The following is a 26,663-nucleotide window of genomic DNA, read 5'->3' on the forward strand; positions in this document are numbered from 1 at the left end:
ACCGCGCCGTTTTTTCATCGGACGAGCGGGCGTTGCGCCACGGCGCGGCTCTAGTCGGTGGATCTCAGCCCCTCAGGCTCCCCCACCACCACGAACCGCAGCCCCTCCGGGTCGAGCAGCGCCTTGGCCACCCGGTTCACATCCTCCAGCGTCACCGCTTCGATCTTTTCGTTGCGGGTCACCACATAGTCGATGGGAAGCTCGTCCATCTGCATGGACACAAGGATCGACGCGATCTGCCCATTGCCGTTGAACCGCAGCGGGTAGGCGCCGGTCAGATAGGTCTGTGCGTCCTGCAGTTCGTCTTTGGTCACGCCGTCGGCCACCATCGCCGCCCATTGGTCGCGCACAACCCCGACCGCTTCGGCCATTTTCTCATTCGCCGAGGCCAGCGACCCCATATAGGTCGAGGCCAGATCCAGCGGCAGCAAATAGCTGTAAACACCATAGGTCAGACCGCGTTTGGTGCGCACTTCCTGCATCAGCCGGGTCTCGAACGAGCCGCCACCGAGAATCTGGTTCAGCACATAGGCGGCAAAGAAATCAGGGTCATGGCGACCAATCCCCGCCTGCCCGAACAGCGCGACCGATTGCGGTGTCGCAAAGGGCACAACGGTCACGCCACCTGTCAGCAACACCTCGGCCGGACCAGGCATCGGTGCGCCTTCTGCCGGCAGATCCCCGAGCAATTCGTCCAGCATCACGCCCAGTTCCTGCGGCGTGATGTCCCCCACCGCGCTGACATAGAGCCGGTCCCGGGCAAAAACGGCCTCATGGGCATCGAACATATCCTGCCGGGTCAGGGCAGAGACGCTCTCCACCGTGCCCTTGCCACTGGTGCCATAGGGATGATCGCCAAAGGCCAGTTTGGCAAAGGTCTCGCTGGCGATCTCGTTCGGGTCGGACATGTCAGAGCGAAGCCCCACCAGCACTTGCGCCCGCACCCGGTCCAGCGCATCCTGGTCAAAGCGCGGCTCCTGTATGGTCTGGCGCAGCAGCTCCATCACCTCGCCGCTGTTTTCACTCAGGAAACGGGCAGAGATCGACACCATGTCCTTGTTCGCATCGTAGGAAAAACTCGCGGCCAATGCTTCCAGCGCGCGGGTGTATTCCTGCGCGCGCAACTCACCGGAGCCTTCTTCCAGCAGCCCGCCCATCAGGAAGATCGCACCCCGCTTGCCCGGCGCATCGAGCGACGTTCCGCCCCGGAACCGCAGCTCCAGTGCGCCAAAGGGAATGCTGTGATCCTCCACCAGCCAGGCCTTGATCCCGCCTGGCGAGACCACTTCCTGTATGTCGATTTCCGCGCGGGCCGCCTGGGCGGCACCCAGCAAAACCATCGCCGTCAGCAGCGCAAACAGCGCCCTCAGTAGCGGTCGCCGATCCTGCGACGCGGTGCGCACGGCACCGCCCCTGCGCATCGGACCCGATACTGGCCCCCGCAACCGGGTGGACAAGGCGCGCGTATGGTTCCGGCTCATTGATCACCCTCCTGCGGGCTTTGGGTCAGATATCCGGTGACGGATGTTTCAGGCCGCAGCACCTCGCGGGCAACGGCGATAATTTCGTCTTCGGTGATGGATTGCAGCACCCGGGGCCAGTCCTGCACGTCCTCCACCGTCAGGCCGGAGGTCAGCGCCCGGCCATATCGGTTTGCGATCCGGTCCACATCGTCACGGGCATAGATCTCGGCCGCCCGCAGCTGGAGCTTGATCCGGTCCAACTGCTGGCTGTCCACGCCCTCCGCCATGAAGGCCGCCACCGTCTGATCCAACGCGGCTTCGGCTTCGGCCAGGGTGACGCCGTCGGCGGGCACGATCACGAAATCAAACGTGGTGTCATCCAGCGACACCCCGGAATAGAAGGCCGCCGTGTAGACCGCCACCTGTTGCTCGAACTGCAGGGCATTCGCCAGATAGGAGGTGGTCCCGCCGCCAAGCAGTTCAGACAGCAGATACAGCGCCGCCGCCTTTTCCTGGCTCGCCGTGTCACGCTCCGGCGCGAGATAGGACCGCTGCACATAGGGTTGCGCCACCCGCGGATCGGCAAAGCTGACCCGCCGTGCGGCGCTCTGCGGGGGTTCCTGACTGCGCAACCTGTCCGGCAATTCGGGGTTGGCGGGGATCACGCCATAATAGGTTTCGGCCAGGTCGCGCACCTCATCGGGCTGCACATCGCCGGACACCACCAAGATCGCGTTGTTGGGCGCATAATAGGTGCCGTAAAAGGACAGCGCATCCTCCATCGACAGGGTTTCCATCTCGTGGCGCCAGCCAATCACGGGCTGTCCATAGCGATGATTCAGATATTGCACCGCCCGCATCTGTTCGCGAAACAGCGCCGACGGATCGTTGTCCGTCCGCTGGTTGCGCTCCTCCAGGATCACTTCGCGTTCCGTCACGATGTCGGTCTCGGTCAGCCGCAGATTGCGCATCCGGTCCGCTTCCATCCGCATCATCAGTTCCAGCCGGTCCGCCGCCACACGCTGGAAATAGGCGGTATAGTCATAGCTGGTAAACGCGTTGTCGCGGCCCCCGTTCCGGGCAACCGTGGCCGACAGCTCGCCCGCGTCCAGCGTGTCGGTGCCTTTGAACAACAGATGCTCAAGGAAATGCGCAACGCCGCTCTGGCCCACCGGTTCATCCGCCGATCCAGCGCGGTACCAGACCATATGCTGCACCACTGGCGCCCGGTGGTCTTCGACCAGAACAACCATCATGCCGTTGTCCAACGTGAAGGTGGTGACCAGCTCGGTGCCGCTCTGTGCCTCGGCATCGGGCGAGACGGAATCTGCGGGCGCGGGACTGCTGTCCTGCGCGGCCAGCCCGGTTGTCATCGCAAGACCGCAAAGCGCGGCGTACCCCAGGGCCTTTAGCCCTGCCAAGGTCGCTGCCACAGATGTCATATCCTATCCTCCGGATCAGTCTGCCGAGCACGCACAGATGACGGCCCAAGGCGAATTCGTTGGGCAGAGTCGGTATATCTGCTGTAGCTCAAGTTACGATGCCCAGAGCCAGCCACAAGCCAAATTGGCAAAAACGTGATGACTTAGTTGGTCTCCGGCGGCGCAGAGGGGGTCGGCACCCCGGCACGGCGGTAGGCCGTGTTCACATCATAGGGGTCCAGCGCTTCCCGCTCGTAGGTCTCCGCGTAGCGATCAACGGGGAACAGTTTGATATTCGCCAGAATCCCGGCGCGCTTGCGACGTTTCACATCCTCGGCGCTCAGGGTTTCGCGAATGTCCCCCTGCACGCCGTAACGGCTCGCTGCTGTCACCAATGCGCCGTCACCCGCCGGGATACCGCTGCTACTGGGACGCCCGCCCAGGGCAAGGATCGCCTCCGCCTGCGGGTCGCGATCGGTGATGTTGCTGCCACCGGGGGTCGGGGTCGGCAGGGTGGCGTAGTTTTCCGGCTGCTCGAGGGGTTTGCTTGGCAGAACCAGAAATTCGTCGGGGGAATTGCGGCGCGCATCAAGATCATGCAGCGGCTTGTCGCCACAGGCTGTCAGCAACAGAACGGAACTCAGGATGATCGGAGCGGTCGCAAAGCGCATGGGGCGCGGTCCTCTTAGACGGTTTCGCTCACCTCTAGCGCAAATCGCAACCGAGGTCACGCAGGGTTTTTGCCCCGGCCCTCATACAGGATCAGGCCCGCCGCCCCGGCAAAGATAAAGATATCCGCGACGTTAAAGACAAACGGATTCTGGATGCCGCAGCAGGACATGTTGAGGAAATCCAGCACATATCCATAGGCGATCCGGTCCACCACATTGCCCAGCGCGCCGCCGATGACCAGACCGGCAGCAACCTGCATCACGGTGCGGTCCGCGTGGCTGCGCCGCACCCAAAGATAGACAGCCGCGCAAATCAGTAGTGAGACAACAATCAAAATCCAACGGCTTGCGCCCCCGTCGCCGTCAAACAGGCCAAAGTTGATGCCGCGATTCTCGCCGTAGCGAAACCGCAGCAACGGCGGCAGCACATCCAGCCGCAAGCGCGTCACCAGATCGAGGCCGAAGACGACCCCGATCTTTGTTGCCTGATCCACGAGCAGCGACAGGGCAGCCGCCAAATATAGCGCTTTGGCCCGCATTGGCGGTTTCTCCTGGGTTAGTGACGGAAGTGGCGCATGCCGGTAAAGACCATCGCCAGACCTGCATCATTTGCGGCCTTGATGACCTCGTCATCGCGCATCGACCCGCCGGGCTGGATCACGCAGGTCGCCCCATTGGCCGCCGCTTCCAGCAGGCCATCGGCAAAGGGAAAAAACGCATCAGAGGCAACCGCGGACCCTTTGGCGAGGCTCTCCGGCAGGCCGATCGCATCCGCCATCCGCTGCGCCTTGACGCCCGCGATGGTGGCCGAGTCCAGGCGGCTCATCTGGCCGGCGCCGACGCCAACGGTCTGGCCCGCCTTCACGTAAACAATCGCGTTGGATTTCACGTGTTTGGCAACCTTCCAGGCAAACAGCAAATCCGCCATCTGCGCCTCGGTCGGGGCCTTTTCGGTCACCACCTTGAGATCATCCATGGCGCGGTGGCCGATGTCCTTGTCCTGCACCAGCATGCCGCCCGAAACCTGACGGGTGGTCAGGCCGGCATCCTGCGGATTAGGCAGGCCATCGGTCAGCAACAGACGCAGGTTTTTCTTGCCCGCAAAGATCTCTTTCGCCGCCTCCGAGGCGCCCGGCGCGATCACGACCTCGGTAAAGATCTCGGTGATCGCTTCGGCCGTTTCCGCGTCCAGCGGCTGGTTCAACGCCACAATCCCCCCAAAGGCAGAGGTGCGGTCGCAGTCAAAGGCCTTTTTGTAGGCCTCGATCAGGGTCGCCCCGCGCGCCACACCACAGGGGTTGGCATGCTTGATGATCGCCACGGCCGGGCCATCCTCGGGTGCAAATTCGCTGACCAGCTCGAACGCCGCATCGGTGTCGTTGATGTTGTTGTAGGACAGCTCTTTGCCCTGCAGTTGCCGGGCCGTTGCGACGCCGACCCGGGCGCTGCCATCGGTGTAAAAGGCCGCGTCCTGATGCGGGTTTTCACCATAGCGCAGGGTCTGGGCCAGTTGCCCGGCAAAGGCGCGACGCCGCGGGGCCTCCAGACCGATGGCGCCAGCCATCCAGTTCGACACCGCCGCATCATAGGCCGCAGTGCGCGCATAGGCGTTCTGCGCCAGCCACTGGCGAAACACGAAAGAGGTCTGACCGTCGTTCTGATCCATCTCTTCCAGCAGGACCCCGTAGTCCTCGACATCCACCACGGTGTTCACAAAGGCATGGTTCTTGGCCGCCGCGCGGATCATCGCCGGGCCGCCGATGTCGATATTCTCGATCATTTCGGCGTAATCGGCCCCACGTTTCAGCGCCGCCTCGAAGGGGTAGAGGTTCACCACCAACAGGTCGATTTCACCAATGCCATGTTCGGTCATGGCCGCCACATGGGCGTCATTGTCACGCAGCGCCAACAGCCCACCATGCACCATCGGGTGCAGCGTCTTCACACGGCCGTCCATCATCTCGGGGAACCCGGTCACCTCGGACACATCCCGGACGGACAGACCCGCCTCGCGCAGCGCCTTTGCGGTGCCGCCGGTGGACAGCAGCTCGACCCCGCGTTCGGCGAGGGATTTGCCCAGCTCGATCAGGCCGGTCTTGTCAGAGACGGACAGAAGGGCGCGGCGGACGGGGTGGAGGTCGGTCATCGGTGTCAGAATCCTTGTTCAGGTTCACTCTTCATAGGCCATAGGCTCGTCACGATTGAGATCGCGCACCGCCAGTGCCGTTTCCTGCGCCTTGCTGAGTGTCCAGCGGACCTGGGTCACATATTGAATGGCCCGTCCCGAAAGGACAATCTGCAGCGCCTGGCGCGGTTTCAAGCGGGTCTTTTCCAGGTAAACACTGGTTTCCAGCTTCAGATCACACTGGCCGTCGTGACGGAATACCCAGATCTCGCCGCTCTTGAGCGCCATGGATACTGCCGCGCCGCCCAAGTCAAGGGCCGCGTCCACATCCGGGTGCAAATGGAACCTGATATCATAGCCGATGCCCTTGAGCGCGCCATCATCCAGCGCCCGGTCGAACCGGCGCTTGGCCGCATCGTCAAGGGTCAGCACCATGTCTTCTCCGGTGATTGTCCGCCCATCGACGGAGAGGTCCAGCGAGCGGGCCACGGTGATGCCAAAATGTTTGGAATAGCCATCATGGGCGCCCTGAAAGCGATAGCCGTCATCATGATCTTCGCGCTCGACCGGCACTTCGGTCGGGGGCTCGATCAGATACTCCTGCCCGGTGATCTTTTGCGGGGCCGCCAGCCGGGCGCTGGAATGCCCTTCCAGACACATCACCGAATGCGACGGGGTTGCCCGTCCGGCACGCCGCCATTCCAGACCAAAGTTTTCGCCCGCGCCGCAGCTGACAATCAGCGGCCGACGCCCCGATGTCAGCTCAAACGCCAGGGTCGAGGCATGCCCATTGTAGGACGCCTTGCCAATCGGCGGCACGCTGGCATCGACAATGACCGAGGTCCGCCGCGCCGAAAGCCGACAGAACCCCATCGCCAGCCCGTCGAAGGGACGCGCCGGCACCTGGGAGGCGGCCAGCGCATGGTCAAGCCACCCCTCCTGCCCGCGACCGCCACCATGAAAGCGCGCCAATCCGCCATCCGCATGGCGCAAGGCCCGCAAGGTCGGCGCGATCCGTTCCAGGGCGGCGTGATGGTCACGCGGCACACTGCGACCTGCCTCATGCAGGGCAGCAGCGGCCCAGGTCAACAGGGTGAACACATCCAGCAGCTCTTCGGGGTTGCGGGTCGGCAGGCCGCCGTCGGCGTTGATCTGGGTTTTGCATTCCTGCGCCAGCGCCTTCACGGCCGGGTCCGCCAGTTCTTCGCAGCCTTTCAGTGCCAGACCGGCGTAGATCAGACCGGTCAGCGCCTCAAATCGCGGCAACCCCGGCGAGGCCCCCTTCCAGCGCTGAGACAGAAACCAGGTCTGCTGCGACAGCGACCGGTAAAACGCATCCGAATGGGCCTTGTCCTGACCGCTGAGCAAAAAGAGCGCATGGTTGGTCCAGCGAATCACCCGCCGCCCGGTCAGATCCGCCGACCAGCCCGGGCCAGTGCCGCGCCCGTAGGTGTCGATCCAGCCCCAGATCCACAGCTGCGCCTTTTTGCGGGCCCGCAGATCACCCACCGCCGCAAGATCGTCGAGCCAGGTACAGCCCTGCCGCTCTGCCTCAAAGGCAAAGTCAGGCGCCTCCACATCCCAAAGCCCGGTTGTGGCGCTTTCGACCAGATAGCCGGCAAACAGCAGGTTGCCCGCCACCAACTGGCGCCCACGGGCAAAGCTGCCGATGGTACGTGGCTCGGGCTGCGACACGAAACCGGTCGCCGCAGGCTGTTTGCGCGCCTTCCAGGCGGTGTAGCGATTTAGCAGCCGCGTTCCGCGACTGGCCATACGATCGTATCTGGACATGCTCTCTTGCCTCACACGCCTTGGGCGTTTTGGCCAGAGGATAACGCGCGACCCGCGGGGTGTCATGCGCTCTGTGTCCAGAAAGGATCGCTTTGACGTCAAGCCGCGCCACAGATCCGGTCAAATGGACAGGGCGCGACCCCGGCCGGCTCAGGTCGCCGCCTTGATCAGCTCTGCCATATAGAAGCCGTCCATGCCGCCGAGCTCTGGCCAATAATCTGGGCGCAGACGCAGGCCGCCTTCTTCGGTGATCCACTCCGGCGCGATCCCCGGCAGGGTTGCCAGCGTGGTGCCAATGCTGGCATCGGGGAACATGTCCAGCAGATCCTCGACCTGGCATTCGCCCTCGTCCGGCAGCAGCGAGCAGGTGCAATAAACCAGTCGGCCGCCCGGTTTGACCAGGGACCAGGCATGCGCAATCATCTGCGCCTGAAGCTCTATCAAAGCGCCGAATCCGCCGCCGTCCTTGGCCTGCGGCAGGTCTGGGTGACGCCGGATTGTGCCGGTGGCGGAACAGGGCGCATCCAGCAGAACGGCGTCATATTGTCCCTTTTGTTCAAGCACATCCCCCACGACGACAGCGGCCACCAAACCGGTCCGCGTGAGGTTTTCCTGCAGGCGATGCAGCCGACCTTCGGAAATATCCACCGCCGTGACATCCGCCCCGGCCGCCGCCAGTTGCAGGGTCTTGCCCCCCGGCGCGGCACAGAGATCCAGAACCCGTTCGCCGGCCTGCGGATTGAGCAGCCTGGCGGGAAGTGCGGCGGCGGCGTCCTGAACCCACCAGTCGCCCGCTGCGAATCCCGGCAGGGCGGAAACCTGTCCGGCGTCGCGCAGCCGATAGCTGCCGGTCGGCGTCCAGTCTCCGGCGATGGCGGTCAGATCCGCGCCCGGCTTTGGCGTCAGGTCCAGCGGCGCGCCGCGGAAATGGGCCGCCTCGATCGCCAGCATCGCCTCGTTGCCCCAGGCCTGCGCCAGCGGAGCGCGCAGCCATTTCGGCAAGCGTGGCACCCGCAGCTTGGCCCATTCGGCCGGCCCTTCGTCAGCGACCTTGCGCAGGATGGCGTTCACCAGCCCCTTGAGCTGGCCATGACGACGGTGGCGCGCCACCAGATTGACGATATCGTTCACCACACCATGAGCGGCGCCACCGGTACACAGCTCCATCGCGCCCAGACGCAACGCATTGCGTACAAACAGCGCAGGCGGTTTGCGCAGGTGTTTTTGCAGGATCCGGTCGACGCGTTCCAGCGCCCGCAACGTCTCTAACGTCAGCCTTTGAGCCCGCGCCCGATCCGCGGGGTCCAGCGGGTCCAGCACCTGTCCCTGACACTCTGCCAGCAAGAGGCCCTCGCCCAGAACCTTGTCCAAGAGAGCCAGCGCAGCGCGACGGGCATCGGTTCCTGATGTCGGACGGTTACTCATACAAAACTCTCCTGATGGCCCTTCGGCTTGTCCGTGGTGGACGAGGGCGTATATCATGGCGCAAGCATAATGAAACCCGTGCTGCGGAGAAGACCGATGAGCAAGACCTCAGACACCCCCGAGCCAGCCCCGCTGCCCCCTGCGGCCGAACGGGCCCTGGCCGAAGCCGCGGCACGCCGGAAGGCCCAGGCCAACGACGCACCGCCGCCGACCGAACTGGGCGGACGCGACGGGCTTGACCCGGCACGCTATGGGGATTGGGAGAAGAAAGGGATCGCGGTCGATTTCTGATCGCGGTCCCGGACCGCCGTGCCGGAGAGAGGGGCGCTGCCCCCGAGGTATTTTCCAAAAGATGAAGGCCGGTCGGTGGTGGTCACAGGCCCAGCACGTCGATCATGTCATAGGCCCCCGGTGGCTTGCCCTGCCCCCAAAGCGCCGCCTTGAGCGCGCCGCGGGCAAAGATGGCCCGATCCGTCGCCATATGGCGCAGCACGATGCGTTCGCCTTTTGCCGCAAACAGCACGTCATGCTCGCCAACGATATCGCCGCCGCGGATGGCGGTAAAACCGATGTCGCCCTTCTTGCGGGCGCCGGTGATGCCGTCGCGGCCTCTGTCCGACACCTCGGACAGGGAAACGCCGCGCCCCTCGGCCGCGGCCTCGCCCAACATCAGGGCGGTGCCGGAGGGTGCATCCACCTTGTGGTGGTGATGCGCCTCGATGACCTCGATGTCGAAATCTTCGTCCAGCGCTGCGGCCACCTTTCTGGTCAGCTGGACGAGCAGGTTGACGCCGAGCGACATATTCCCGGCCCGCACGATCACGGTCTGGCTGGCAGCCGGGTCCAGATCCGCGATCTGCGTCTCGCTCATACCCGTGGTGCCGATCACATGCACGCAACCGGCCTCGGCTGCCAGTTTTGAAAAGGCCAGGGTCGCCTCGGGCGCGGTGAAATCAATCACGGCCTGGGCTGTTGAAAAGGCCGCCAGCGCATCATCGGTGACGATGACGCCCTGCGCCGGGCCGCCCATGGCGATGCCGATGTCCTGACCGACCCAATCATGCCCCGTTCGCTCCACCACCCCGGCCAGCCGGGCGGTGTCGCTGTCCAGAACTGTCTTGATCAGCATCTGCCCCATGCGCCCCGATGCGCCGGTGATCACGATCCCTGGTTTATCCGTCATGGTTCCACTCTCCGGTTGGACTATCCGCTTGAATTCTCCTACCCTGCCGGGGACCGCTTGGCAAAGGGCGGGTTTCGGCATAGGTCGTGTCACATGGCTAAGAACAAATTCCACGACGGCGCCGGTCCGTCCCAACGTCAGCTTCGCGTCGGCGAGGTTATCCGCCGCACCCTTTCGGAGGTGCTGGCGCGCGGCGATGTGCATGATCCGGATCTGAACCGTCTTTCGATCACCGTTGGCGAGGTGCGAATCTCTCCGGACCTGAAAATCGCCACTGCCTATGTGTTGCCGCTGGGTGGCAAGGGGCAGGAGGACGTGTTGCAGCTTCTGGCCCGCAACAAGCACGAGTTGCGCCGCATGATGGGCAAGAAGACCGGGCTGAAATTCACGCCCGACCTTCGGTTCCAGATTGATGGCACCTTTGACCGCATGGACGACACCCGCCGCCTGTTTGATCAGGATGCGGTGCGCCGCGACATCGAGGATTAGGCGCAATGCCGCGGGTGCCAGGCCTGATCCCGGGCCCGATCATGCGGCTTTGCACCGGCCTGTGGCTGGCGTTGGCGGCCGGGGCCACACCTGCAATTGCAGTGGACTGCCGCGACGAAACCTTTGACCACAACCGCTATACGCTCTGCGAGGTCGATGCGGCGACAGAAGACCTGCGCCTGTTCCTGCGCGACGGCAATGGCGCCGTGCTCGGCCATTTCTCCACCATTGACAGGCAGCTGCAGGAGAGGGGCGAGACGCTGACCTTTGCGACCAACGCCGGGATGTACCATTCGGACCGCTCCCCCGTCGGGCTGTACATTGAGGATGGCAAGGAGGAGATGCGGTTGGTGACAACGCCGGGGCCTGGCAATTTCGGCCTGGTTCCAAACGGTGTGTTCTGCCTCCGGGAGGGGCGCGCCGATGTGATCGAAACCGGCGTTTTTGTCGCGACCGGCCCTCAATGCGACAGCGCGACGCAATCGGGTCCGATGCTGGTCATCGACGGCGAATTGCATCCCAGGTTCCTTGAAGCCAGCACCTCGCGCTACATCCGCAATGGGGTCGGCACCAGCGCGGACGGCCGCCGCGTGATTTTTGTCATTTCGCGCAATACGGTGAATTTCCACAGCTTCGCCAGCCTGTTCCGGGACCACCTGAACCTGCCCAACGCGCTTTATTTCGATGGCAATATCTCGCGGTTTCATGCCGTCGCGCTGGGGCGCTCTGACGCCGGGTTCATGATGGGGCCGGTCGTCGGGGTGGTCGCCCCCCTTGGGGCCGCGGCGACGGATGCGCTGCGGAATTGACAGAGCGCACGCGCTAGGGTACCTCCCGCGCCTCATCCGACATCATTGAGGGGTTTCATGGGACGCAAACGCAAGGGACGCGACATCTCCGGCTGGCTGGTGGTGGACAAGCCCGCAGGCCTGACGTCGACCGCCGTCGTCAACAAGGTCCGCTGGGCATTTGACGCCAAAAAGGCCGGTCACGCAGGCACGCTCGATCCGGAAGCGACCGGCGTTCTGGCTGTTGCCCTGGGCGAGGCGACAAAGACCGTGCCCTATATCACCGACGCGATGAAGGCCTATACCTTCACTGTCTGCCTTGGCGCCGCGACCAATACCGATGATGCCGAGGGCGAGGTCATCGCCACCTCGCCACTGCGCCCCACGGATGAAGAGATCAAGGAAGCGCTCCTTGGTTTTGTCGGAGACATCCAGCAGGTGCCGCCGAAATTCTCCGCCGTGAAGATCGACGGCCAGCGCGCCTACAAGCTGGCCCGCGATGGCGAGGAGGTGGAACTGTCCGCCCGCGCGCTCTGGGTCGAGGAACTGGTGATGCTGGACCGTCCCGATGCGGACCATGTGGTGTTGGAAATGACCTGTGGCAAAGGCGGGTATGTCCGGTCGATCGCCCGTGATCTCGGTGAAAAACTCGGCTGCCTTGGCCACGTGCTGCGCCTGCGTCGAACCTGGTCTGGCCCGTTTGATGCAGAAGATGGCATGACACTGGAAACGCTCGACACACTCGCCAAAAGCCCGGAGCTGGATCCCTATCTGCGCCCTCTCGAAGACGGGCTGTGCGATCTGCCGGAGCTGAAATGCACCGAGCAGGGCGCGGCCCGGTTGCGCAACGGCAACCCCGGCATGGTGATTGCCTCTGATGTGGAATACGGCGACGAAGCCTGGGCCTCGCTCAACGGGCAGGCCGTGGCGGTGGGCATCTACAAGGCCGGGGAATTGCACCCGAGCCGCGTGTTCAACACGGAGCAACCCGATTAACACTCAGGCAAGATCCGTTAAGGCATTGTAAACAAATAGGGAAGTAGCTCTGACCGATTGTTTCGCGCGCGAAATATAAGGTCAGAACTGCTGACCTAATCGCTGTCCCGCTGCCAAGATTGCACTTTGCCATCGCTTGGGTCAGATATTGGACATGATAACCCGCCATCACACCAAGGGCGATGCGCCCTCTGCCGCTGTCTATTCCGACTGCGAGACCTATCGCTACAGCCTGACCCGCACCTGGAACCCGGCCGGGCGGAAGGTGATGTTCGTGATGCTGAACCCCTCCAAAGCGACCGAAGTTCAGAATGATCCCACCATCGAACGCTGCGAACGCCGGGCGCGGGCCTTGGGGTTTGGCGGTTTTCGGGCCACCAATATCTTTGCCTATCGGGCGACAGACCCGCGCGACATGCGGGCCGCCGAGGATCCCGAAGGGGCGGACAATATGGCTGCCCTGCTGGCCGGCCAGACCTGGGCCGATACGGTGATCTGCGCCTGGGGCACCCACGGCGCCTATCGCAATCAGGGCGCGACCGTTGCGGCCCGGCTCCGGTCTGCCGGGACGGATCTGTTTCATCTCGGTCTCAGCAAGGCCGGGCACCCCAAGCATCCGCTCTATATTGCCTATGCGCAGGCCCCTGTTCTCTGGCGCCAGGACAGCTGATGGCCACGGCTGGTTAACCTTTGTTCCCGTTTTGTTTTGCCCTGTCGGCAAAATTGTGTCAGGGTTAAATTCGAGAAACTGTATGTGCGACGAAGTGGACGGTTTTTGTGTTGTGGTTAGCCAGCTTACTCGGGATGGTCGCTGTCGGCAGCGCCGTGCTGATTGATTTCGGATCGGACGAAGATCCGGAGTCCGAGGCTGACGAGTCTACAGGACAGACCGGCGACGACACCACATTGGTCTCGCCCGATGATTTCCTCTCGGGCGCAGGTGACCTTGCCGACGGCGACGGCGACTCACCTGCGGCAACCGACCCCGATGGGCAATCCGACGATCCGGGCAGCGACGCGTCCTCGGCGCCGGAGGGGCTCTCCCTGACCGGAACCGAGGCGCTCGACCAGATCTCTGGCGATGATCTGAACGACACGCTGCTTGGCCTTGGCGGGGACGATCAGCTGAACGGCGGCGCAGGCGACGACAGTCTCGACGGCGGCACCGGCAACGACGCGCTTTATGGCGCCGAGGGCAATGACACCCTTGCCGGTGGGGCGGGCGACGATCTTTTGCATGGCCAGGATGGCGCAGATGTCTTGACCGGCGCGGACGGCGCGGATGCGCTTTACGGTCATTTCGGTGCGGATACGCTGGACGGCGGCGACGGCGCGGATACGCTGCATGGCGGCGCGGACAACGACCATACCCAAGGCGGTGCCGGCGACGACGAGGTTCACGGCAATGCGGGCGATGACACTGTGTCTGGCGGCGCGGGCGCGGATGCGCTGTTTGGCGGCACCGGCGATGATGTCGTTACCGGCGCCGATGACGAGGCGACTGGCGACTTTGTAAACGGTGGCGACGGGGATGATACGCTGATTGCTGGCGCCTCTGACGTGGTCACTGGCGGTGCCGGTGCGGATCAGATCCTGCTAGGCGACTGGATTGCGCAGGGCACGGTCGATCTGGTCGATTTCGATCCCGCCGAAGACCGGCTGTTGCTGGTCTACGATGGATCTCAGGGCGTGCCGGACGTCGCACTCGAGACGGACCCGCAGACGCCCGAAGAAACCATCCTGCGGCTCGATGGGGTCGAAGCCATGCGCCTGACCGGGGCCGAGAGCCTGACGGTCGAGGATATCCTGCTGGTCGAGGCCGGGGATGAAGACGTCGCCTTCCTGCCGCTGCCGTCCAGATAGATCCACCGCCGCTTTCTCTGCCCCCATTCGATCACAGCCCGTTCGACCTTGCCGTTTTGCGATGCCGGTTCCACAGGTGTTTCGCATCGGGCCTTGCCCGATGCGACCGGCGCAGGCCCCATGGGGCCTGCGCCGCCACCGCCATACGACGGGCCTTTTCAGCTGGCGAGGCCTTTGCCAGGCTGCGGCCTTCGCAACGCAGGGGCGGCGTGGCCTTAGGTCGCCCCGGACGGGGAGGCGGACCCTGGCCGTTTTTCTTTGCAAACCCGCATCAAATCCAGTACCGACCTGCAATCCGTGCGTGGAATCACCTCTTGTTGGACCCCGCATGGATATCTCCATGGGCCTGCGCTGGACGACATCCCGGCCTGCGCCATCCACTTTAACCTCGCAAAGGAGACCCCGATGTCGATCACTGCAGAAGAAAAAAACCGCCTGATGAAAGAATTCGCGACCAAAGAGGGCGATACCGGTTCTCCGGAAGTCCAGGTTGCAATTCTGACCTCGCGTATCAACACGCTGACAGAGCACTTCAAGACCCACAAGAAAGACAACCACGGTCGCCGTGGCCTTTTGAAAATGGTTGCTCAGCGTCGGAAGCTGCTGGACTACACCAAAGGCAAAGACGAGGCCCGCTATCAGGACCTGATCAAGAAGCTGGGCATCCGCCGCTAAGCGACGCGCAGACCGAATTGACCACGATGCCCGTTCCGATCTGGAGCGGGCATTTTGCGTTTGACCTCCAGGGATCCTCCCGGCCTGGATCACGTCGACCTGCGCGCCTTGGGGCCTGCGCCTCCCCCGCCACCGATGGAGTGGCTTGAGCTTTACTGCATTTCATGATTGTTACGTTATAACACATTGTACAGGAGTCACGCATGTCCGATCCCCGCCTTCCCGTTACCGTGCTGTCCGGTTTTCTCGGCGCGGGCAAGACCACGCTGCTCAACCGGATCCTGAACAACCGCGAGGGGCGTCGGGTTGCGGTGATTGTCAACGACATGTCCGACGTCAACATCGACGCGGATCTGGTGCGGGCCGGCGGCGCGGACCTCAGCCAGACCGAGGAAACGCTGGTGGAAATGTCCAACGGCTGCATCTGCTGCACCCTGCGCGACGACCTTCTGGCAGAGGTCCGACGGCTGGCGCTGGCAGCCCGTTTTGACTACCTGCTTATCGAGTCGACCGGGATTTCGGAGCCGCTGCCAGTGGCGGCGACCTTTGATTTCCGCGACAGTGCAGGCGAGAGCCTGTCGGATGTGGCCCGGCTGGACACCATGGTCACCGTCGTGGACGCGGTGAATTTGCTGGCAGATTTCGCCAGCCATGACCGGCTCACCGACCGGGGCGAGGCCCTGGGCCAGGCGGATGACCGCACTTTGGTGCATTTGCTGACGGATCAGATCGAATTTGCCGACGTCGTGATCCTCAACAAGGTCAGCCGCGCCACAGTTGACCAGCGCGATGCGGCCCGCAAGATCATTCGCAGCCTCAACGCCGATGCTGAGATCATCGAAGCGGACTACAGCAATGTGCCAGCGGACAAGGTTCTCGACACCGGTTTGTTCGACTTTGAAAAGGCCCATGAACATCCGATGTGGGCCAAGGAGCTCTATGGCTTTGCCGATCACATTCCCGAAACGGAGGAATATGGCATTGCCTCTTTCACCTACCGCGCCCCGGCCCCCTTTGACCCGCAGAAGATCCATGCCGTCCTGAATGACACCCTGCCCGGCGTGATCCGCGCCAAGGGGCATTTCTGGATCGCAACGCGCCCGGATTGGGTGGCGGAGTTTTCGCTGGCCGGGGCCCTGTCCAGCGTGGCGCCGCTCGGGACCTGGTGGGCCGCCGTGCCGCGCGACCGCTGGCCAACGCATGATCAGGCGCAGGCCTATATTCAGCGTCACTGGCAAGAACCGTTCGGGGATCGTCGCCAGGAACTGGTTTTCATCGGGGCCGGGATCGACTGGCCGCTGCTGAAGTCCAGGCTGGATGACTGCCTGGTCGCAGGGGCGAACCGGGACACACTTTCCCGGTATGAAGGCGCGCCGGACCCGTTCCCGGTCTGGCGGCGACAGCCCGCAGCGCAGTGACCATGGGCGCGCGGCATCGAAACGGCAACCGGGGCGCGGTGGCACTGCCCCTGCGGCGGCGACAAGAGGACCCGATGCAGGCCTATGACCGCCTGCCCGCCGCCCTGCGCGCCTGGATTCAAGGCGCGCGTCTGCCCTGGTCGGCGCAATCCTGTCACCGCATCTGGCAGGCCGCGCGCCGCGACGGGTTGGACCCCGAGGCCGCATTGGACCGGCTGGAGGCCGCCGAACAAAGGACCCTCCAGGCGATCCGGCAGCGGCAGCAGGCCCCCAAGCCCGGCGTCCCCCGAAGCTGAGCGAGCTCTTTCTTTCTGCGCCAAAGTCATGTAAGGGCGGACTATCTGAGACGATGTGCCAGGACCCCGGTACGCGAAAGCAAGATAAGAAGGGGTCGGCGGCAATGGGGCCGCTACGCAATATGGAGACCCGGGATACGCCTGGGAGCGCTCCGACTTAGGATACGACAGATGTTCAATGTGACGACAAAGACAATGCAGTGGGGCGAAGAAACGCTCACGCTGGAAACGGGTAAGGTTGCGCGCCAGGCAGATGGCACCGTGATCGCGACCCTGGGCGAAACCTCGGTCATGGCCAACGTGACCTACGCCCGCGCCCAGAAGCCCGGTCAGGATTTCTTTCCGCTGACCGTGCACTACCAGGAAAAATACTATGCCGCCGGTAAAATTCCGGGCGGCTTTTTCAAACGCGAAGCGCGTCCGACCGAAAAGGAAACGCTGACAGCCCGTTTGATCGACCGACCGATCCGCCCGCTGTTCGTCCCCGGCTTCAAAAACGAAGTTCTGGTGATGTGCACGGTGCTGTCCCACGATCTGGTCAATGACCCCGATATCGTCGCGATGATCGCAGCCTCTGCAGCGCTGACCATTTCCGGCGTGCCGTTCATGGGCCCGATCGCCTGCTGCCGCGTTGGCTATGAGGGCGGCGATTACGTCCTGAACCCGACCGTGGATGACATGCAGGACCTGCGCCTGAACCCCGATCAGCGCCTCGACCTGGTTGTGGCCGGCACCAAAGACGCCGTCATGATGGTGGAATCCGAAGCTTACGAGCTGACCGAAGAAGAAATGCTGGGTGCGGTGAATTTTGCCCACGAGCAGATCCAGCCGGTTATCGACCTGATCATTGATCTGGCCGAAGAAACCGCCAAGGAACCCTTCGATTTTGTTGCGCCGGATTATTCCGAACTGTTCGCCGTGGTCAAAGCCGCCGGCGAAGAGAAAATGCGCGCGGCCTATGCGATCTCTGACAAGCAGGAGCGCGTTGCCGCTGTTGCCGCCGTCAAGACGGAGATCATCGAAGGTCTGAGCGACGAGCAAAAAGAAGACGCCAACCTCGGCTCCGCGCTGAAAAAGCTCGAGTCCGGCGTTCTGCGCGGTGACGTGGTCAAGAACGGCCGCCGCATCGACGGTCGCGCCCTGGATGAGGTCCGCCCGATCCAGTCCGAAACCGGCCTGCTGCCGCGGACCCACGGCTCTGCCCTGTTCACCCGCGGTGAAACGCAGGGTCTGGTTGTGACCACGCTGGGCACCGGCGACGACGAGCAGTTCATCGACGCGCTGCACGGCAATTTCAAATCCAACTTCCTGCTGCATTACAACTTCCCGCCCTACTCGGTGGGTGAAGTTGGCCGCGTTGGCTCCCCCGGTCGCCGTGAAATCGGCCACGGCAAGCTGGCATGGCGCGCGTTGCAGGCGGTTCTGCCGGCCCCGACCGACTTCCCCTACACCATCCGCGTGGTCTCCGAGATCACCGAATCCAACGGCTCCTCTTCGATGGCGTCCGTTTGCGGTGGCTCCCTGTCCATGATGGACGCGGGCGTTCCGCTGAAAGCACCGGTTGCCGGTGTTGCGATGGGTCTGGTTCTGGAAGAGGACGGCTCCTACGGCATCCTGACCGATATCCTCGGCGACGAAGATCACCTCGGCGACATGGATTTCAAGGTTGCGGGCACCGAAGCGGGCATCACCAGCCTGCAGATGGACATCAAGGTCGCAGGCATCACGCCTGACATCATGAAGTCCGCACTGGCGCAGGCGAAAGCCGGCCGTCTGCACATCCTGGGTGAAATGGCCAAGGCGCTGACCGAAGCCTCCGAATTCTCCGAGCACGCACCGCGTATCGAGACCATGACCGTGCCCACCGACAAGATCCGTGAAGTGATCGGTTCCGGCGGCAAGGTCATCCGCGAGATCGTCGAAGTCTCTGGTGCCAAGGTCGACATCAACGACGACGGTGTCATCAAGATCGCATCTGCCAATGGCGAGGCCATCAAGAAGGCCTATGACATGATCTATTCGATCGTGGCGGAGCCGGAAGAAGGCGCGGTCTACACCGGTAAAGTCGTGAAGATCGTCGATTTCGGCGCCTTCGTGAACTTCTTCGGCAAGCGCGACGGCCTTGTGCACGTCAGCCAGATCGAAAACCGCCGCCTGAACCACCCCAGCGATGTGCTGAAGGAAGGTCAGGAAGTGAAAGTCAAGCTTCTGGGCTTTGACGATCGCGGCAAGGTGCGCCTGTCCATGAAGATCGTGGACCAGGAAACCGGCGAAGAGATCGTGGCCGAGAAAAAAGAAGACACCGCCGACTAAGTCGCGGTGCGCGCCGGGACAGTGTCGCCCTGTCCCGGCGCGTCTTCTCTCAAGACCCGCTTTCCGCCGCAATGCCTGCGGCGGGGCCATACCATCCCAGGGCACGGCAAGGGCCCCGTCCCTCAGCAACCGACACAAGAGTTGGAGACCGGCTGTGCCTTCGGAACCAATCCAGACATTTCTATCCGCCGCCGCGCCACGCTGGGCGCAGACTGGCAGCGCCGCACCCGCCGGGCGGGTCATTGCGCATCTCCGCGACCCCAAGGGGACGGACCACACAGCCCATGCGGATCTGGCGCAAGAGATCGCGTTTCTGTCCCAGCCCCGCGCGCAAACACCGCTTTTTGTCAGTTATTACACCAAGGACACCCCCTATGAGGCCCTAGCCGACCGGCTGCGGACCTCGCTTGATGCGCTGGGTCTGCCCCATCGGATCGAACCTATTGCGACACGCGGCAGCTGGGTGGCAAACACCGGCCTGAAAGCCGGGTTCATCGAAGAGATGTGGCAGGACTCCGACGGTCCGATCTGCTGGATCGACGCCGATGCCGAACTTCTGCGTGCGCCCTATATGGTCTACGATAACCCGTTTGATTTCGCGATTGTGCGACGCCACGGCTGGTATGACATTTCAAGCTTTGTCTACTTTGGGAAATCGCCAGCCGCCGGGCAGCTGATCGCGGATTGGGCGCAACTGTGCCGCGACACCCCCCATGTCTGGGATCAGGCGCTGCTGACCCTGGCCTGGTATCGCACCGCCCGCGACAACGCGCTGGCGTCGCTTTGGCTGAACGATGGCATCTTTCGCTTCCCCCGCCCCTGGGTGCGCGACCTGCGGGACCAGCTGCTGTATTATCCGTTCAAGCGGAAAATCCGGCCCTATGTGAGCCAGAAACAGGCATCGCGGGAGCTGAAGACATTTATGGATGCCAGCAAACGCGACACCACGGAACTGGGGTCGGATGATATCTGCCCGGCCTTTCGGACGGCGCTGCAATCCGGTCGGTTTGACCTGGCTGATAGCCTGGACGCGATGTTCAGCCGCGCCCCGTCAGAAAACGCCTAGACCGCCCGCTGCAAGGCCCGTTCAAGCGCCTCTGCTACCTTCGGAATCGCCTCGAAATACGACAGGTCCGCATCCTCGGGTTTGTAGATCGCATCCAGGCTGCCATGGTCCGGCGCCTGGATCGCTGCGATGTCCGGCCGTCCAATCGCGGCGGCATAGTCCAAGAATTTTGAATTGGTCGGGTCGAGATGCTTTTCCACCCGCAGCCGCACATTGGGAATTCCATAGCAATCGGCGGCGATCAGCCCATGCAAACTGGACGACGCGATACACTCGCACTCCCCGATCAGCCGGAGCGTTTCCATCGGCGGCGCATTGACCGGAATATTGACCACACCCGGAGTTGTCTCCAGCATCTGGCGCAGCACCGGCGAGTCGACATCTGTGTAATGCAGCACGATGCCCCATTTGTAGGTCTTTTCCCGCTTGGGAGTATGAAGGCGGTCGAACAGCAGCCCCGGATCGCCCAGCGGCACATCGTGGCGATCGCCCAGCCTTGCGCGGGTCACCGGGCCGCGCAGCGCAATCGGATCCAGCAGGAAGGACGACACCTGTCCTTCTCCGGTCAGGCAACCGGATCCCCAGACCCGGACCGGATCGAACCGGAACTTGCGCAGCCGCTTGAGCCGGCGATCGACAAGCATTTCCAGAAGGCTGCCCACCGCTGCGAAATCGCAGTTGGACACCCGCGCGTGACAGACGCTTTGGCCAGTAATCGCCTCGAACAACATCGGCGAGATATCATCGCCAAAGTTGATTTCGCCATTGCGTCTGCGGCTGTAGAAAAGCCGGATATCACGTTTGCCCATGTGCTCTCTTTCGTCTGCGAACTTCCCTGCGCGCCCTGAATGCTATATCCGCTGTTGAACTGAATTGCGAACGGACAATTCCGGCAGGGCTGGATGGCCGCGACGATCTCAAAACCGACATGCGGGTAGCGGAATGAAACGCAAGAAATCCAGATTCGAACAGATGTTCTCGCTCTCGCGGCATCGCAAGCGCTGGGGCGCTGCCGCACATGCGGCCGCGAACGCAGAGCTGTCCACGATGAAGACCACATTGATCGACGCCGGCGCGCCTGTGCAGACACGCGGCGCCGCGAAATCGCTGGATGCCCATATCGAAAACCTGCGGGTCGAGTTTTCAGGCCGCCCAGAGCTTCTGTGGCACCACGCAAAGCTGATCGTGTTGATCCGGCGCGATTTCCGCCTCCAGGAAACCTATGCCCAGTTTCGCGCACTGTGGGATCAGGAGGGCGATTTTCTCTGCGCCAACCTCAACATCCGCTGGCTGATCTCGGCGACGGATACGCTGGCAGATCATGACCCCGACCCGCAGGTGCGCGCGGTTGCGATGATGGCCTCGTTGCTAGTCAATGCGGTCAAGGTTCAGGAGAGCGAGCGGTTCATCTGTGACACAGGCAGCGCCGTGCCGAACCCGGCGCATATTGAACGTTTGCAGACCGATCTGGTGCCGCTGTTCGAAGGCATGTCCTGTTTTACCATCGGCACCGACGACACCCTGCGCAACATGTATTGGCGGCTGGAACCCTTTATGGAGACCCCGCCCGCCGGGGCGATCCTGCGCGCGATCTGGGACAGGTTTCAGGTGGAAGATACCGTATTTGCCCGCCTGCGCGCCCTGCATACGCGCGACAAAACAGGCTGGTGGCGCGACACACCCGACTGACCTGCCGTCAGGGCTGAAAATCGTCAGGCTTGAGGTCAATCTCGCGCCGGTCCGCGCGCCCCAGCTGACCAAGCGCCCGCAGCCCCATACGCAGCTGCGCCGCAATCCGCCGGGCGCGGAACCTCGGGCCGGGTTTGCGATCCACGGCTGCGCCCGCATCAATCGAGGACACCGGCGCAAACGGCGTCGCGATTCCGTGGGACGCGCAGCGATCCAGTTGCAGGGCACAGGCCGGTTCGACCTGATAGGAGGTCATCCCATAGGCGCGACACAAGACAGCATCGGCCAAACCCGGTGTCTGCCGGGTATCCTCAAGCAGGTATCGCGCGCCGTCAGGCCACAGCACATAGGCAGCGGCACCCGACCGGTCCTGATAAAGTCGGCGGATCACCAGGCCGGGCACCAGGGCGCTGGCCCGCTTCGCCACCAGTTTGCGCCGTCCGCGGACTTCCAACGTCACATGCTGCGCGTTTTGAATATTTTCCAGGGCGGCAAGGACCTCTGGCACCCGGCGGGACAACATCGCGTCATCTTCGAGCACAAGCGTCGGCCGTCCCGTCGCAATGATCCGCTCCCAGGCAGCGATATGGCTGAGCAGGCAGGCCTTTTCGGTGGTTTTCAACGGGCGTTCCCAGCGCTCCCAATAGGGCGCGCGCGACTGGGCCGCAGGATCTGACGCTGAAATTGCGTCAAGCCGTTCATAGGCCAGCCCCAACCGCTGAAGCTGCGCCGCCATAAAGGTCATGCGCTCGGTCGCGCTTGGGAGATTTATGACGAGAATATCCATTTGGCTCCTGTGCCCCCCTGCTGAACCTCTGCGGCACGGATCGGGTCTGATACCAGCACCCGCTTGACCGGCAACCGGTCGGTGGTCAGCGACGGGTGGCTTTGCCTTTGGCAATGACGCGGCCATGGCCTGGGCAACCGTCCGACCAGACGGCCCCCCAGGCCTGCATGCGGCAGAAATGCCGGAGGTTTATTGCGGCGCCTTGGTTTTCCGCAGGTAGGGGAAGATGGTTTCAAATTCACCGAACTTCGCCTTGGCATCCTCGTTGGACACCGACGGTGGGATGATCACATCCTCGCCCGGCACCCAGTTGGCAGGTGTGGCGACGCCTTTTGCGGACATCTGCAACCCGTCCAACGCGCGCAGAACCTCGGCAAAGTTGCGCCCGACCGTCATCGGATAGGTCATCGACAGCTTGAGCTGCTTGTCCGGGCCGATGATAAAGACAGACCGCACGGTGGCGCTGTCGGCGGGGGTGCGCCCATCGGGCAGATAGGCCTCTGCCGGCAGCATGTCAAAGGCCTTGGACACGGCCAGACCGACATCCGCGATGATCGGGAAGCCTGCCGGGGATTTGGCGTAGGTTTCAATATCGCCTTTCCACTTGCGATGGTCCTCGGCGCTGTCCACCGAGACGCCAATCACCTTTGTGTTGCGGGCGGCCCATTCGTCCGCCAGCTGCGCGACGGCAGAAAACTCGGTCGTGCAGACCGGGGTGAAATCCTTGGGATGCGAGAACAAAATCGCCCAGTTGTCGCCAATCCAATCGTGGAAATTGATGGTGCCCTGATCTGTTTCAGCCGTAAAATTCGGCACCACATCGTTGATACGCAAACCCATGTGATCGCTCCTTTTTGCAATGGACGTGTGAATCGCTCTTGCGCAACCTACCGCCTTTCGGCGCAGGTTACAGCAGATTGCCAGTAAGCGTCCGAAATTGTCGCAGATCGCCGCGCATGACACCCGGCTTCGCGGTTCTATCGACTCAAAGCCGATCAGCGCATGAGCGGAGAACCTCGGGTTTCGGAATTTGATCAAAAATCCGGCTTGAAGAGGCTCCCGGTCGCTGACACACTGCCTGCAACGCTGGCTATGACCAGAGTCGCACATATAGAAAAGGGAGCGGATCCATGATTGAGAAACGCGATTTTTACATTAACGGTCAGTGGGTTGCTCCCTCTGCCCCAAATGACTGCCAGGTCATCGACCCCTCGACCGAGGAAGCCTGCGCGGTGATCACACTTGGCGCGGCTGCGGATACTGATGCGGCGGTTGCCGCGGCCAAGGCGGCGCTGCCCGGTTGGATGGCGACCCCTCCGGCTGAGCGGATTGCGCTCGTTGAAAAGCTGCTGACGGTCTATAACAGTCGCGCCGAAGATCTGGCGCAAGCCATGTCAGTCGAAATGGGCGCCCCCATCGATATGTCACGTACCAGCCAGGTCGGCGCGGGCAGCTGGCATCTGGACGGGTTCCTGGCGGCGGCAAAAACCTTTGCGTTCGACCGCCCCCTTGGCGACCACGCCCCGAACGACCGGATCATCTACGAGGCGGTTGGCGTCGCGGCGCTGATCACCCCGTGGAACTGGCCGATGAACCAGATCACGTTGAAATTTGGCGCCGCTGCGATTGCGGGCTGCACAATGGTGTTGAAACCCTCCGAGCAAAGCCCGCTCAACGCGATGATCTTTGCCGAGATCGTGCATGAGGCCGGCTTCCCTGCCGGTGTATTCAACCTGGTGAACGGCGATGGCCCCGGCGTCGGCACGCAGCTGTCATCGCATCCCGACGTGGACATGGTGTCATTCACCGGCTCGACCCGCGCGGGCACCGCAATCTCCAAGGCCGCAGCCGATACGCTGAAAAAGGTCCATCTGGAACTCGGCGGCAAGGGCGCCAATGTGCTCTTTGAGGATGCCGACGACAAGGCTGTCAAACGCGGCGTCCTGCACATGATGCAGAACACCGGCCAGAGCTGCAACGCGCCCTCCCGGATGCTGGTGCAGCAGTCGATCTATGACCGGGTGGTCGAGGAAGCCGCAGCCGTCGCGGCCAAGGTCGAAGTCGGCCCCGCCTCGGCCGAGGGACGCCACATCGGCCCTGTCGTGAACGAACTGCAATGGAACAAGATCCAGGATCTGATCCAGAAGGGGATCGACGAGGGCGCGCGGCTGGTGGCCGGTGGCACAGGGCGGCCGGATGGGCTGAACAAGGGCTACTATGTAAAGCCGACCGTCTTTGCCGATGTGAACAACCAGATGACCATCGCGCGCGAGGAAATCTTTGGCCCTGTGCTGACGATCCTGCCCTTCGAAACCGAAGAAGAAGCGATCGAGATTGCCAATGACACGCCCTATGGCCTGACCAACTACGTGCAGACCCAAGACGGCGCCCGTGCCAACCGCATGGCGCGTGCGCTCCGGTCCGGCATGGTTGAAATGAATGGCAAATCCCGCAGCGCCGGGTCCCCATTTGGCGGCATGAAACAATCCGGCAACGGCCGCGAAGGCGGGATTTGGGGGCTGGAAGATTTCCTTGAGGTCAAGGCCATCGGCGGCTGGACCCCGGAAGACTAATCCGGTCCTCTTGCAGTGCACACAGGCGCCGCCCCCACCGGGCGGCGCTTTTGCGTTGGCGGCAGAGAATAGCACTGGCGTCGTGAAAAATTCACGCAACTTTGAGAGTTATCCAGCAGTGTCGCGGCGTAGGCTTGGCGTCTTGTTTCAAGTTCCGATTCTGCGCTGTGCTCGGCTGCTGATACCAAGGAGGTGCGCAATGGACTTTTACGTTGCCCTGGGGCTGCCCTCCGCAGACCTCGACCCGGAGACCGCGATCCTCCCGGCGCTGGCCAGCAGCCGCGCACCGGTCGTGGCGACGGTGATTGCGGTCCCGGACCCTGTTGTGATCTGCGAAAAGCTGCTGCGGCTGGACCGCTATTGTGCGACGGGCGTCCAGTTGCGGCTGGAAGAATCGACCTCTGCCTCCTTGCGATTGCACGCGGCCAAAATGCCGGACGACACCCGATTGGCGCATCGGTTTGCCATCCTGAAAGGCCTGTTGCTGCGGGCCGGGTTTACCGGGGTCACGGTCCTGAACACCGACCCATCCAGCGCGATCCTGCGCTGGGAGACGGCACCGGCACTGCCCCCACTGGAGACCGGAGGCTCGGTACAGCTGACCGATCACGTGCACCGGCTGATTGCCTCTGATCCGGCGCGGGCCTGGCGGATTGAAGACATCGCCCAGCATCTGGGCCTCTCCAGCCGCAGCCTGCAGCGCTACCTTCTGGCCGAAGGCGGTACATTTTCAGTCGCCTTGCGTCTGGCCCGGACAGAGGTCGCAACCAACTTGCTGCGCAAAAATGCACTCAGCCTGGCGGAAATCGGGTTCTGCTGTGGATATGCCGATCAGGCCCATTTCCAGCGCGAGTTTCGCAAAGTCGCCGGCCTGACCCCACGCCAGTACAGAAATGGCGGCGGAAATGTTCAAAAAACCGTCAGAATGGTGCCTTAGCGCGAAACTTTTGCGACGCGCCGCCATCGGGATGTTTCAACCGCAGTTCCTCGGAATGCAGCATCATCCGCGGATGCTCCCGTGCCGCACCGCTGGCGTAAAGCGGGTCGCCCAGGATCGGATGGCCCAGCGACAGCATGTGCACCCTGAGCTGATGGGAACGACCGGTGCGCGGCATCAGCCGCACCCGCGTTTCATCCGCCCCATGGCTGAGCACTTTCCACTCCGTTTCGGCGGGTTTGCCGGTCTCGTGGCAGACCTTCTGCAAAGGCCGGTTCGGCCAATCGACGATCAGGGGCAGATCAACGGTGCCTGCGCGGGGCTGCAGCTGGCCATCGAGCCGCGCAAGATAGGTCTTCTTCGTCATCCGTTTTTCGAATTGCAGGCCAAGGTGACGTTGCGCATGCGGTGTCATCGCAAAGACCATCACGCCAGAGGTGTCCCGGTCCAGCCGATGGACCAGAAGCGCCTCGGGAAAGGCCGCCTGCAGACGCGCCAACAGACAGTCCGACAGGTGATCCCCCTTGCCCGGAACCGACAGCAGCCCGGCCGGTTTATTGACCACCAAGAGCTGTGCATCGTGATGCAGGATATCGAGCGGATCGCTCGGCGGGGTATATTCACTGGAGACACTCATGCCCGTTGCCTAGCGATCAGATGCAGACAAGACAAGTCCGTCAGCCGGGCCAGACCT

The 26,663-nt window shown here is 62.9% G+C and carries 26 protein-coding genes; 14 read left to right on the forward strand and 12 right to left on the reverse strand.

Annotated features, from left to right (window positions below; genetic code table 11):
* Positions 1-50: 50 nt before the first annotated feature.
* From TRIHO_RS11350 to TRIHO_RS11380, 7 genes are all read right to left on the reverse strand, one after another.
* Entirely contained in the window at positions 51-1,340 is a 1,290-nt protein-coding gene (locus TRIHO_RS11350; RefSeq protein ID WP_232367775.1) for a M16 family metallopeptidase, read from the reverse strand.
* Between the two features lie 137 nt (positions 1,341-1,477).
* Entirely contained in the window at positions 1,478-2,905 is a 1,428-nt protein-coding gene (locus TRIHO_RS11355) for a M16 family metallopeptidase (RefSeq protein ID WP_082705115.1), read from the reverse strand.
* A 143-nt stretch (positions 2,906-3,048) separates the two neighbouring features.
* On the reverse strand, positions 3,049-3,555 hold the full coding sequence (locus TRIHO_RS11360; protein WP_068243416.1) for a DUF3035 domain-containing protein: 507 nt from the start codon (positions 3,553-3,555) through the stop codon (positions 3,049-3,051).
* A gap of 56 nt (positions 3,556-3,611) precedes the next feature.
* Positions 3,612-4,094: a signal peptidase II gene (lspA, locus tag TRIHO_RS11365; RefSeq protein WP_068243418.1), complete on the reverse strand. Its 483-nt coding sequence runs from the start codon at positions 4,092-4,094 to the stop codon at positions 3,612-3,614.
* 17 nt (positions 4,095-4,111) lie between these two features.
* Positions 4,112-5,701 (reverse strand): bifunctional phosphoribosylaminoimidazolecarboxamide formyltransferase/IMP cyclohydrolase, encoded by a 1,590-nt coding sequence (purH, locus tag TRIHO_RS11370; RefSeq protein ID WP_068243421.1) that lies wholly within the window; start codon positions 5,699-5,701, stop codon positions 4,112-4,114.
* 24 nt (positions 5,702-5,725) lie between these two features.
* A complete protein-coding gene (locus TRIHO_RS11375) occupies positions 5,726-7,471 on the reverse strand; it encodes a heparinase II/III family protein (protein WP_068243423.1) in 1,746 nt (581 codons plus the stop codon).
* A 150-nt stretch (positions 7,472-7,621) separates the two neighbouring features.
* Positions 7,622-8,896 (reverse strand): RsmB/NOP family class I SAM-dependent RNA methyltransferase, encoded by a 1,275-nt coding sequence (locus TRIHO_RS11380; RefSeq protein ID WP_068243429.1) that lies wholly within the window; start codon positions 8,894-8,896, stop codon positions 7,622-7,624.
* A gap of 96 nt (positions 8,897-8,992) precedes the next feature.
* On the opposite strand from TRIHO_RS11380, the gene TRIHO_RS11385 reads away from it, so the two are divergent.
* Positions 8,993-9,187, forward strand: coding sequence for a DUF1674 domain-containing protein (locus TRIHO_RS11385; protein ID WP_068243432.1), 195 nt, complete (start codon positions 8,993-8,995; stop codon positions 9,185-9,187).
* Positions 9,188-9,269: 82 nt separating this feature from the next.
* Here TRIHO_RS11385 and dapB read toward each other — a convergent pair whose 3' ends face one another.
* Entirely contained in the window at positions 9,270-10,079 is an 810-nt protein-coding gene (gene dapB / locus TRIHO_RS11390; RefSeq protein WP_068243433.1) for a 4-hydroxy-tetrahydrodipicolinate reductase, read from the reverse strand.
* A 93-nt stretch (positions 10,080-10,172) separates the two neighbouring features.
* On the opposite strand from dapB, the gene rbfA reads away from it, so the two are divergent.
* The 10 genes from rbfA to TRIHO_RS11440 all read left to right on the forward strand — a co-directional run bounded on the left by rbfA (position 10,173) and on the right by TRIHO_RS11440 (position 19,983).
* The gene (gene rbfA / locus TRIHO_RS11395) at positions 10,173-10,568 is read left to right on the forward strand and encodes a 30S ribosome-binding factor RbfA (RefSeq protein WP_068243434.1); all 396 of its coding nucleotides are present in this window, start codon (positions 10,173-10,175) and stop codon (positions 10,566-10,568) included.
* Between the two features lie 5 nt (positions 10,569-10,573).
* A complete protein-coding gene (locus tag TRIHO_RS11400) occupies positions 10,574-11,377 on the forward strand; it encodes a phosphodiester glycosidase family protein (protein ID WP_408646187.1) in 804 nt (267 codons plus the stop codon).
* Positions 11,378-11,434: 57 nt separating this feature from the next.
* On the forward strand, positions 11,435-12,352 hold the full coding sequence (gene truB, locus TRIHO_RS11405) for a tRNA pseudouridine(55) synthase TruB (protein ID WP_068243437.1): 918 nt from the start codon (positions 11,435-11,437) through the stop codon (positions 12,350-12,352).
* A 154-nt stretch (positions 12,353-12,506) separates the two neighbouring features.
* Complete coding sequence (locus TRIHO_RS11410) at positions 12,507-13,022, forward strand: DUF1643 domain-containing protein (protein ID WP_068243438.1); 516 nt, start codon at positions 12,507-12,509, stop codon at positions 13,020-13,022.
* Between the two features lie 107 nt (positions 13,023-13,129).
* Positions 13,130-14,215 carry a calcium-binding protein gene (locus TRIHO_RS11415; RefSeq protein ID WP_068243439.1) on the forward strand — a complete coding sequence of 362 codons (1,086 nt, stop codon included), beginning with the start codon at positions 13,130-13,132 and terminating at the stop codon, positions 14,213-14,215.
* Between the two features lie 405 nt (positions 14,216-14,620).
* A complete protein-coding gene (rpsO, locus tag TRIHO_RS11420; RefSeq protein WP_068243441.1) occupies positions 14,621-14,890 on the forward strand; it encodes a 30S ribosomal protein S15 in 270 nt (89 codons plus the stop codon).
* A 203-nt stretch (positions 14,891-15,093) separates the two neighbouring features.
* Positions 15,094-16,308: a GTP-binding protein gene (locus TRIHO_RS11425; protein ID WP_068243445.1), complete on the forward strand. Its 1,215-nt coding sequence runs from the start codon at positions 15,094-15,096 to the stop codon at positions 16,306-16,308.
* A 2-nt stretch (positions 16,309-16,310) separates the two neighbouring features.
* Complete coding sequence (locus TRIHO_RS11430; RefSeq protein ID WP_232367772.1) at positions 16,311-16,604, forward strand: DUF6525 family protein; 294 nt, start codon at positions 16,311-16,313, stop codon at positions 16,602-16,604.
* A gap of 171 nt (positions 16,605-16,775) precedes the next feature.
* A complete protein-coding gene (gene pnp / locus TRIHO_RS11435) occupies positions 16,776-18,917 on the forward strand; it encodes a polyribonucleotide nucleotidyltransferase (protein ID WP_068243450.1) in 2,142 nt (713 codons plus the stop codon).
* Positions 18,918-19,071: 154 nt separating this feature from the next.
* Positions 19,072-19,983, forward strand: coding sequence for a hypothetical protein (locus TRIHO_RS11440; RefSeq protein WP_068243451.1), 912 nt, complete (start codon positions 19,072-19,074; stop codon positions 19,981-19,983).
* Here TRIHO_RS11440 and TRIHO_RS11445 read toward each other — a convergent pair.
* Positions 19,980-20,792, reverse strand: a complete 813-nt coding sequence (locus tag TRIHO_RS11445) for a polysaccharide pyruvyl transferase family protein (protein WP_068243452.1) — start codon at positions 20,790-20,792, stop codon at positions 19,980-19,982. The two genes, TRIHO_RS11440 and TRIHO_RS11445, sit on opposite strands and share 4 nt — an antisense overlap.
* Positions 20,793-20,925: 133 nt before the next feature.
* Here TRIHO_RS11445 and TRIHO_RS11450 point away from each other — a divergent pair, with 133 nt between their 5' ends.
* Positions 20,926-21,672 (forward strand): hypothetical protein, encoded by a 747-nt coding sequence (locus TRIHO_RS11450; RefSeq protein ID WP_068243455.1) that lies wholly within the window; start codon positions 20,926-20,928, stop codon positions 21,670-21,672.
* Positions 21,673-21,679: 7 nt separating this feature from the next.
* On the opposite strand, the gene TRIHO_RS11455 is transcribed toward TRIHO_RS11450, so the two are convergent.
* Together TRIHO_RS11455 and TRIHO_RS11460 are read right to left on the reverse strand one after the other, a co-directional pair.
* Positions 21,680-22,459: a glycosyltransferase family 25 protein gene (locus tag TRIHO_RS11455; protein WP_082705116.1), complete on the reverse strand. Its 780-nt coding sequence runs from the start codon at positions 22,457-22,459 to the stop codon at positions 21,680-21,682.
* Between the two features lie 189 nt (positions 22,460-22,648).
* A complete protein-coding gene (locus TRIHO_RS11460; RefSeq protein ID WP_068243458.1) occupies positions 22,649-23,299 on the reverse strand; it encodes a peroxiredoxin in 651 nt (216 codons plus the stop codon).
* 290 nt (positions 23,300-23,589) lie between these two features.
* Here TRIHO_RS11460 and TRIHO_RS11465 point away from each other — a divergent pair, with 290 nt between their 5' ends.
* Both TRIHO_RS11465 and TRIHO_RS11470 read left to right on the forward strand, forming a co-directional pair.
* Positions 23,590-25,032 (forward strand): aldehyde dehydrogenase family protein, encoded by a 1,443-nt coding sequence (locus TRIHO_RS11465; RefSeq protein ID WP_068243463.1) that lies wholly within the window; start codon positions 23,590-23,592, stop codon positions 25,030-25,032.
* A 199-nt stretch (positions 25,033-25,231) separates the two neighbouring features.
* Entirely contained in the window at positions 25,232-25,969 is a 738-nt protein-coding gene (locus TRIHO_RS11470) for a helix-turn-helix transcriptional regulator (RefSeq protein ID WP_068243466.1), read from the forward strand.
* Here the strand turns inward: TRIHO_RS11470 and TRIHO_RS11475 are convergent.
* Positions 25,953-26,606 (reverse strand): RluA family pseudouridine synthase, encoded by a 654-nt coding sequence (locus TRIHO_RS11475; RefSeq protein WP_068243469.1) that lies wholly within the window; start codon positions 26,604-26,606, stop codon positions 25,953-25,955. The two genes, TRIHO_RS11470 and TRIHO_RS11475, sit on opposite strands and share 17 nt — an antisense overlap.
* Between the last annotated feature and the right edge of the window lie 57 nt (positions 26,607-26,663).

The organism is Tritonibacter horizontis (assembly GCF_001518015.1).
Classification (GTDB): Bacteria; Pseudomonadota; Alphaproteobacteria; order Rhodobacterales; family Rhodobacteraceae; genus Epibacterium; species Epibacterium horizontis.

Excerpts from the sequence above, each read along its gene's own strand:
- TRIHO_RS11350 (WP_232367775.1), bottom strand. The coding sequence starts at position 1,340 with ATGGTTTTGCTGGGTGCCGCCCAGGCGGCCCGCGCGGAAATCGACATA.
- TRIHO_RS11355 (WP_082705115.1), bottom strand. The coding sequence starts at position 2,905 with ATGACATCTGTGGCAGCGACCTTGGCAGGGCTAAAGGCCCTGGGGTAC.
- TRIHO_RS11360 (WP_068243416.1), bottom strand. The coding sequence starts at position 3,555 with ATGCGCTTTGCGACCGCTCCGATCATCCTGAGTTCCGTTCTGTTGCTG.
- lspA (WP_068243418.1), bottom strand. The coding sequence starts at position 4,094 with ATGCGGGCCAAAGCGCTATATTTGGCGGCTGCCCTGTCGCTGCTCGTG.
- purH (WP_068243421.1), bottom strand. The coding sequence starts at position 5,701 with ATGACCGACCTCCACCCCGTCCGCCGCGCCCTTCTGTCCGTCTCTGAC.
- TRIHO_RS11375 (WP_068243423.1), bottom strand. The coding sequence starts at position 7,471 with ATGTCCAGATACGATCGTATGGCCAGTCGCGGAACGCGGCTGCTAAAT.
- TRIHO_RS11380 (WP_068243429.1), bottom strand. The coding sequence starts at position 8,896 with ATGAGTAACCGTCCGACATCAGGAACCGATGCCCGTCGCGCTGCGCTG.
- TRIHO_RS11385 (WP_068243432.1), top strand. The coding sequence starts at position 8,993 with ATGAGCAAGACCTCAGACACCCCCGAGCCAGCCCCGCTGCCCCCTGCG.
- dapB (WP_068243433.1), bottom strand. The coding sequence starts at position 10,079 with ATGACGGATAAACCAGGGATCGTGATCACCGGCGCATCGGGGCGCATG.
- rbfA (WP_068243434.1), top strand. The coding sequence starts at position 10,173 with ATGGCTAAGAACAAATTCCACGACGGCGCCGGTCCGTCCCAACGTCAG.
- TRIHO_RS11400 (WP_408646187.1), top strand. The coding sequence starts at position 10,574 with ATGCCGCGGGTGCCAGGCCTGATCCCGGGCCCGATCATGCGGCTTTGC.
- truB (WP_068243437.1), top strand. The coding sequence starts at position 11,435 with ATGGGACGCAAACGCAAGGGACGCGACATCTCCGGCTGGCTGGTGGTG.
- TRIHO_RS11410 (WP_068243438.1), top strand. The coding sequence starts at position 12,507 with ATGATAACCCGCCATCACACCAAGGGCGATGCGCCCTCTGCCGCTGTC.
- rpsO (WP_068243441.1), top strand. The coding sequence starts at position 14,621 with ATGTCGATCACTGCAGAAGAAAAAAACCGCCTGATGAAAGAATTCGCG.
- TRIHO_RS11425 (WP_068243445.1), top strand. The coding sequence starts at position 15,094 with ATGTCCGATCCCCGCCTTCCCGTTACCGTGCTGTCCGGTTTTCTCGGC.
- TRIHO_RS11430 (WP_232367772.1), top strand. The coding sequence starts at position 16,311 with ATGGGCGCGCGGCATCGAAACGGCAACCGGGGCGCGGTGGCACTGCCC.
- pnp (WP_068243450.1), top strand. The coding sequence starts at position 16,776 with ATGTTCAATGTGACGACAAAGACAATGCAGTGGGGCGAAGAAACGCTC.
- TRIHO_RS11445 (WP_068243452.1), bottom strand. The coding sequence starts at position 20,792 with ATGGGCAAACGTGATATCCGGCTTTTCTACAGCCGCAGACGCAATGGC.
- TRIHO_RS11450 (WP_068243455.1), top strand. The coding sequence starts at position 20,926 with ATGAAACGCAAGAAATCCAGATTCGAACAGATGTTCTCGCTCTCGCGG.
- TRIHO_RS11455 (WP_082705116.1), bottom strand. The coding sequence starts at position 22,459 with ATGGATATTCTCGTCATAAATCTCCCAAGCGCGACCGAGCGCATGACC.
- TRIHO_RS11460 (WP_068243458.1), bottom strand. The coding sequence starts at position 23,299 with ATGGGTTTGCGTATCAACGATGTGGTGCCGAATTTTACGGCTGAAACA.
- TRIHO_RS11465 (WP_068243463.1), top strand. The coding sequence starts at position 23,590 with ATGATTGAGAAACGCGATTTTTACATTAACGGTCAGTGGGTTGCTCCC.
- TRIHO_RS11470 (WP_068243466.1), top strand. The coding sequence starts at position 25,232 with ATGGACTTTTACGTTGCCCTGGGGCTGCCCTCCGCAGACCTCGACCCG.
- TRIHO_RS11475 (WP_068243469.1), bottom strand. The coding sequence starts at position 26,606 with ATGAGTGTCTCCAGTGAATATACCCCGCCGAGCGATCCGCTCGATATC.